This is a genomic window from Flavonifractor sp. An92, assembly GCF_002159175.1.
GTDB lineage: Bacteria > Bacillota > Clostridia > Oscillospirales > Oscillospiraceae > Pseudoflavonifractor_A.
The window spans coordinates 52,657-59,801 of the sequence record NZ_NFGZ01000017.1; the positions used below are offsets into that span (position 1 = coordinate 52,657).

Annotated in this window: 5 protein-coding genes; all 5 read left to right on the top strand. The window is 61.7% G+C overall.

The genetic code is table 11. From position 1 onward, the window contains the following. The first annotated feature begins 138 nt into the window (after nt 1-138). Entirely contained in the window at nt 139-1,383 is a 1,245-nt protein-coding gene (dpaL, locus tag B5G43_RS11755) for a diaminopropionate ammonia-lyase (protein ID WP_087261614.1), read from the top strand. Nucleotides 1,384-1,437: 54 nt separating this feature from the next. Continuing rightward, on the top strand, nt 1,438-2,829 hold the full coding sequence (locus B5G43_RS11760) for a YgeY family selenium metabolism-linked hydrolase (protein WP_087261599.1): 1,392 nt from the start codon (nt 1,438-1,440) through the stop codon (nt 2,827-2,829). 100 nt (nt 2,830-2,929) lie between these two features. Beyond that, nucleotides 2,930-4,129: a knotted carbamoyltransferase YgeW gene (ygeW, locus tag B5G43_RS11765; RefSeq protein ID WP_087261600.1), complete on the top strand. Its 1,200-nt coding sequence runs from the start codon at nt 2,930-2,932 to the stop codon at nt 4,127-4,129. Between the two features lie 199 nt (nt 4,130-4,328). Continuing rightward, nucleotides 4,329-5,270 (top strand): carbamate kinase, encoded by a 942-nt coding sequence (gene arcC, locus B5G43_RS11770; protein WP_087261602.1) that lies wholly within the window; start codon nt 4,329-4,331, stop codon nt 5,268-5,270. Nucleotides 5,271-5,538: 268 nt separating this feature from the next. Beyond that, nucleotides 5,539-6,861 carry a nucleobase:cation symporter-2 family protein gene (locus B5G43_RS11775; RefSeq protein ID WP_087261604.1) on the top strand — a complete coding sequence of 441 codons (1,323 nt, stop codon included), beginning with the start codon at nt 5,539-5,541 and terminating at the stop codon, nt 6,859-6,861. The last annotated feature ends 284 nt before the right edge of the window (nt 6,862-7,145 follow it).

Consider the following 7,145-nt stretch of genomic DNA (forward strand, 5'->3'; position numbering starts at 1 on the left):
ATTTTAGTGACAATAAAAAATTTTTAGATTTCGTCTTGACTTCTCATTTCAGTATGGTATGATGGTCTCAGCGAGCGGGCGGACAGGCCCGCAAAAAGGATCTCTTAAATTTTTACGGAGGCGAGAAGTAAAATGGAGATGGAACAGATCAAATGGGTACGCAATGAGCTGCCCAAGAGCGACGACAAGTGGCTCGACGTGATGTCTCTGGAGAACGTGGCCAAGGCCCGCGCTTTCCACCGCAGCTTCCCCCAGTATTCCATCACTCCCCTGGACAACCTGAAGGGTATGGCCAATTACATGGGCGTGGCCGGCGTGTATGTGAAGAATGAGTCCTACCGCTTCGGTCTGAACGCGTTCAAGGTGCTGGGCGGCTCCTTCGCCATGGCCCGCTACATCGCCCAGAAGACCGGCAAGGACGTCAGCGAGATGACCTATGACTACCTGACCAGCCAGCAGCTGAAGGACGAGTTTGGTCAGGCCACCTTCTTCACCGCCACCGACGGCAACCACGGCCGCGGCGTGGCCTGGGCTGCCAAGAAGCTGGGCCAGAAGGCCGTTGTCCACATGCCCAAGGGCAGCGTCAAGAGCCGCTTCGACAACATCGCCAAGGAGGGCGCCACCGTCACCATCGAGGAGGTCAACTACGACGATTGCGTGCGTATGGCCGCCGCCGAGGCGGACGCCTGCGAGAACGGCGTCATCGTCCAGGACACCGCCTGGGAGGGCTACGAGGACATCCCCTCCTGGATCATGCAGGGCTACGGCACCATGGCCAGCGAGGCCGCCGAGCAGCTGCGCCAGATCGGCGTGAACCGCCCCACCCACATCTTCGTCCAGGCCGGCGTGGGCTCCCTGGCCGGCGCGGTGCAGGGCTACTTCGCCAACCTCTTCCCCAACGATCCTCCCAAGGTCGTCATCATGGAGACCGCCGCTGCCGACTGCCTGTATAAGGGTGCTGTGGCCAAGGACGGCGATCCCCGCATCGTCACCGGCGACCTGACCACCATCATGGCTGGCCTGGCCTGCGGCGAGCCCAACATCATCGGCTGGGACATCCTGCGCAACCACTCCGCCGCCTTCACCTCCTGCCCCGACTGGGTCTCCGCCAAGGGTATGCGCATGCTGGCCAACCCCGTGCACGGCGACCCCGTGGTCATCTCCGGCGAGTCCGGCGCTGTGGGCATGGGCTGCCTGGACGCCATCATGCACGACGAACAGTACAAGGAGCTGCGTGACTACCTGGGCCTGGACCGCTTCAGCCAGGTGCTCATGATCTCCACCGAGGGCGACACCGACCCCGAGAAGTACCGCCGCATCGTGTGGGACGGCGAGGTGTGCACCGACACCACCCCCATGGGCCACGTCGAGTCCAAGAGCTAAAACACTGCGGAAGGCATCCGCAAAAAAATAACAGATAAAATGGAGGAATCAGCAATGGATTTCGAAAAGATCAAAGCTGCTGCCGAAGGTTATAAGGCTGACATGACCCGCTTCCTGCGCGACATGATCTCCCATCCCAGCGAGAGCTGCGAGGAGAAGGAAGTCGTCGCCTGCATCAAGGCTGAGATGGAGAAGCTGGGCTATGACGAGGTTGAGGTCGACGGCCTGGGCAACATCATCGGCTGGATGGGCAAGGGCGACAAGATCATCGCTTTCGACTCCCACATCGACACCGTCGGCATCGGCAACATCAACAACTGGGAGCACGACCCCTACAAGGGCTACGAGGATGACGAGGTCATCTACGGCCGCGGCGGTTCCGACCAGGAGGGCGGCATGGCTTCCGCCACCTACGGCGCCAAGATCATGAAGGACCTGGGCCTGATCCCCGAGGGCTACAAGATCATGGTCGTCGGCTCCGTGCAGGAAGAGGACTGCGACGGCATGTGCTGGCAGTACATCGTCAACAAGTTCTTCCCCGCCAAGGGCATCAAGAAGGAGCAGGTCGAGTTCGTGGTCTCCACCGAGCCCACCGACGGCGGCATCTATCGCGGCCACCGCGGCCGTATGGAGATCCGCGTGGACGTGAAGGGCGTGTCCTGCCACGGCTCCGCCCCCGAGCGCGGCGATAACGCCATCTACAAGATGGCCGACATTCTCCAGGATGTCCGCGCCCTGAACGAGAACGACGACGCCGACTCCACCGAGATCAAGGGCCTCGTGAAGATGCTCAACCCCAAGTACAACCCCGAGCACTACGAGGATGCCCGCTTCCTGGGCCGCGGCACCTGCACCACCTCCCAGATCTTCTACACCTCCCCCAGCCGCTGCGCTGTGGCTGACTCCTGCTCCATCTCCATCGACCGCCGCATGACCGCCGGCGAGACCTGGGATTCCTGCCTGGAGGAGATCCGTCAGCTGCCCCACGTCAAGCAGTACGGCGACGACGTGAAGGTCTCCATGTACATGTACGACCGTCCCTCCTGGACCGGCGAGGTCTATGAGACCGAGGCCTACTTCCCCACCTGGATCAACAAGGAAAACGCCGCTCACGTTCAGGCTCTGGCCGACGCCCACCACGCCCTGTTCGGCGAGGAGCGCATCGGGCCCGACGGCGCCATGCACCTGCGTCACCGTCCTCTGATCGACAAGTGGACCTTCTCCACCAACGGCGTTGCCATCCAGGGCCGTTACGGCATCCCCTGCGTGGGCTTCGGCCCCGGCGCTGAGTCTCAGGCTCACGCCCCCAACGAGATCACCTGGAAGAAGGACCTGGTGTCCTGCGCCGCCCTGTACGCCGCCGTGCCCGGCCTGTACAAGGAGGAGAACAAGACCGCTGACGTGACCCAGTTCCGCGCCGGCAAGACCAACAACGACATTAAGTAAGTAACCCCCTTTCCATCGCGCTCTCTCCGCTCTGCGGAGCGGAGAGGGCGCACCCCCAAACCGAATGGAATTCAAATCTGATATAAAGGAGATCATGACTATGGACGCCAAACTGCAGGCCTATATCGACAAGCTCAACAAGCTGAACTTCAAGGAGATGTACGAGGGCGACTTCTTCCTGACCTGGGAGAAGACCGACGACGAGATCGAGGCCGTCTTCACCGTGGCCGACGCTCTGCGCTACATGCGTGAGAACAACATCTCCACCAAGATCTTCGAGTCCGGCCTGGGCATCTCCCTGTTCCGCGACAACTCCACCCGTACCCGCTTCTCCTTCGCCTCCGCCTGTAACCTGCTGGGCCTGGAGGTCCAGGACCTGGACGAGGGCAAGAGCCAGATCGCTCACGGCGAGACCGTCCGCGAGACCGCGAACATGGTTTCCTTCATGGCCGACGTCATCGGCATCCGCGACGACATGTACATCGGCAAGGGCAACACCTACATGCACGAGTTCATGGACGCCGTGACCCAGGGCAACAAGGACGGCGTTCTGGAGCAGAAGCCCACCCTGGTCAACCTGCAGTGCGACATCGACCACCCCACTCAGGCCATGGCCGACATGCTGCACATCATCCATGAGTTCGGCGGCGTGGAGAACCTGAAGGGCAAGAAGATCGCCATGACCTGGGCTTACAGCCCCTCCTACGGCAAGCCTCTGTCCGTGCCCCAGGGCATCATCGGCCTGATGAGCCGCTTCGGCATGGACGTCGTCCTGGCTCACCCCGAGGGATACGAGGTCATGCCCGAGGTCGAGGAGGTCGCCAAGAAGAACGCCGAGAAGTCCGGCGGTACCTTCACCAAGACTCACAACATGGCCGAGGCCTTCAAGGATGCCGACATCGTGTATCCCAAGAGCTGGGCTCCCTTCGCCGCCATGGAGAAGCGCACCAACCTGTACGCTGAGGGCGACACCGACGGCATCAAGGCTCTGGAGAAGGAGCTGCTGGCTCAGAACGCCAACCACAAGGATTGGTGCTGCACCGAGGAGCTGATGAAGACCACCCGCGACGGCAAGGCTCTGTACATGCACTGCCTGCCCGCCGACATCAACGATGTCTCCTGCGTGGACGGCGAGGTCGAGGCTTCCGTGTTCGACCGCTATCGTGACCCCCTGTACAAGGAGGCCTCCTTCAAGCCCTACATCATCGCCGCCATGATCTTCCTGGCCAAGGTGAAGGATCCCCAGGCCACTCTGAAGGCCCTGGAGGAGCGCGGCATCGCCCGTTGGTTCCAGAAGTAAGCTGGAGACCGGCTGAACACCCGCTAGATTGGCCGGCGTGAACGGTTTCGCCTCCGTCCATCACGCCTGCTGATAGTTCCTTTGGAAGTGGAACGGCCCGGGCGGCGGCAGCACCCCTGCCGCCGCCCGGGTTCCATCTTTTTCTGAAGAACTTTTCGATAAACGATATTATATTTTTGAATAGAGAGGTGCGAAACGTATGGGTAAGAAAATCGTCATCGCCCTGGGCGGCAACGCGCTGGGCAACAACCTGCCGGAGCAGATGGTGGCCGTGAAGCAGACCTCCAAGGCCATCGCCGATCTGATCGAGGAGGGCCACGAGGTCATCGTTGCCCACGGCAACGGTCCCCAGGTGGGCATGATCCAGGCCGCCATGACCGAGCTGACCCGCTCCAACCCCGAGAAGTACATCCCCTGCCCCCTGTCCGTGTGCGTGGCCATGAGCCAGGGCTACATCGGTTACGATCTGCAGAACGCCCTGCGTGAGGAACTGCTGGACCGCGGCATCAACAAGGGTGTGGCCACCGTGCTGACCCAGGTCATCGTGGATCCCGAGGACCCCGCCTTCAAGAACCCCACCAAGCCCATCGGCTCCTTCATGACCAAGGAAGAGGCTGACAAGATGGTGGCCGAGCGCGGCTACCAGGTGGTGGAGGACGCCGGCCGCGGCTATCGCCGTGTGGTGGCTTCCCCCAAGCCCCAGGAGATCGCTGAGATCGAGACCGTGAAGGCTCTGGCGGACGCCGGTCACGTGGTCGTGGCCTGCGGCGGCGGCGGCATCCCCGTGTTCAAGACCGAGGGCCATCACCTGAAGGGCGCCGCGGCCGTGGTGGACAAGGACTTCGCCTCCTGCGTCATGGCTCAGCAGCTGGACGCCGACTGCCTCATCATCCTGACCGCCGTGGAGAAGGTGGCCATCCACTTCGGCAAGCCCGACGTGAAGTGGCTGGACGAGCTGACTCCCGCTGAGGCCGAGAAGTACATCGCTGACGGCGAGTTCGCCCCCGGCTCCATGCTGCCCAAGGTGCAGGCTGCGCTGCAGTTCGCCCAGTCCAAGCCGGGCCGCACCGCTCTCATCACCCTGCTGGAGAAGGCCAAGGACGGCGTGGCCGGCAAGACCGGTACCAAGATCCATCAGTAAGTAAACATTGCCCGGGCAGGGCAAATCCGTGCACCTTTCAGGCCCGGGCGGGAGACCGCCCGGGCCTCCGCGCTGCTCCATCCCCCGCACAAAACCAAGGCTATATCCATCCGCTAATGAATATTTTTGGTAATTCTCACAAAATCTTCGCTCGAATTTTGGGACTGAACTGGTCAGTTTTGTCTTGAATCTTGGGGGGCGGAAGGGTATATTTTTTAATGGCAATAAAAATTATTTTTGTCAGAAAAAAGTTTGTGAGGTGGCATCGATGAAAAACGCGTCCCAAACCAAGAGCGTGTCCGTCTTCCAGTACGAAGGCGTACCTCCGCTGGGCCAGACCATTCCCCTAGGTCTGCAGCACGTGGTGGCCGCGGTGGTCGGTATCGTTACGCCGGCCATTATGATCGCGGGCACCTGCGGCATCACCGGCGCAGATCAGACTCTGCTGATCCAGGTCTCCCTGCTGGTGACGGCTGTGGCGACCCTCCTGCAGCTCTTCCCCATCGGCCCGGTGGGTTCCCGCCTGCCCGTCATCATGGGCATCAGCTTCGCCTATGTGCCGACCCTTCAGGCCATCGGCGGTGAGTTCGGCCTCCCGGCAATTCTGGGCGCCGAAATCGTGGGCGGCATCGTCGCCATTCTGTTCGGCATTTTCGTCAAGCAGATCCGTGTCCTGTTCCCGCCTCTGGTTACCGGCACCGTGATCTTCACCATCGGCCTGTCCCTGTATCCCACCGCCATCAAGTACATGGCCGGCGGCGTGGGCAAGCCGGACTACGCCTCCCCCAAGAGCTGGGCGGTGGCCATCATCACCTTCCTGGTGGTGCTCTTCCTCAATAACTTCACCAAGGGCGTGCTCAAGCTGGGCGCTATCCTGTGGGGCATGATCGTGGGCTACATCATCTCCATCCCCCTGGGCCTGGTGGACTTCAGCGCCGTGGGCCAGGCGGGCGTGTTCCAGGTGCCCATGCCTATGCACTTCCCCATTGAGTTCCAGCCCAGCGCCATCGTCTCCCTGGCCATCGTGTACATGGTCAACGCCGTGCAGACCATCGGCGACCTGAGCTCCACCACCATCGGCGGCATGGACCGCATGCCCACCGACAAGGAGCTGCGGGGCGGCATCATCGGCCAGGGCGTTATGAGCGTGGTGGGCGCCCTCTTCGGCGGCCTGCCTACCGCCTCCTACAGCCAGAACGTGGGTATCGTCACCGTCAACCGGGTCATCAACCGCGCGGTGTTCGCCTTTGCCGCCATCGTGCTGGCCGTGGCTGGCTTCGTGCCCAAGATCTCCTCCGTCCTGACCACCATCCCCCAGAGCGTCATCGGCGGCGCCACCGTGTCCGTGTTCGCCATGATCACCATGACCGGCGTCAGCATGATCACCTCCGAGAAGTTCGACATGCGCGCCCGTACCGTGGTGGGCCTGTCCGTGGCCATGGGCGTGGGCATCAGCCAGGTCCAGGGCTGTCTGGCCGGCTTCCCCCAGTGGGTCACCATGGTGTTCGGCTCCTCCCCCGTCGTGGTCACCGCCATCATGGCCATCTTCCTGAACCTCATCCTGCCCAAGACCGACAGCGCCAAGAAGTAAAGACCTTTCCTTGGACAGAACAAAGCGCCGCAGTCCACTGGGACTGCGGCGCTTTTGTGTCTGGATTTTTGTAGAGACCACCGGAACGGTGGGGGTGATTGTCCTCGCCGGACGGGCGTCCTGCGCGGACAACGCCCGATTTCTTTTCTCGAAAAGAAACCGGTGAAAGAAAAGGCGGAGAGGGGAACTTCTCGTTCCCCTCTCCACTCCCCTCCAAAAGGGCGGCCTTTTATGGGGCCGCCCATATTGCCAGGGTACAACGCTTTCCGGATAGGCGGAAAGCC

Excerpts from the sequence above, each read along its gene's own strand:
- dpaL (WP_087261614.1), top strand. The coding sequence starts at position 139 with ATGGAACAGATCAAATGGGTACGCAATGAGCTGCCCAAGAGCGACGAC.
- B5G43_RS11760 (WP_087261599.1), top strand. The coding sequence starts at position 1,438 with ATGGATTTCGAAAAGATCAAAGCTGCTGCCGAAGGTTATAAGGCTGAC.
- ygeW (WP_087261600.1), top strand. The coding sequence starts at position 2,930 with ATGGACGCCAAACTGCAGGCCTATATCGACAAGCTCAACAAGCTGAAC.
- arcC (WP_087261602.1), top strand. The coding sequence starts at position 4,329 with ATGGGTAAGAAAATCGTCATCGCCCTGGGCGGCAACGCGCTGGGCAAC.
- B5G43_RS11775 (WP_087261604.1), top strand. The coding sequence starts at position 5,539 with ATGAAAAACGCGTCCCAAACCAAGAGCGTGTCCGTCTTCCAGTACGAA.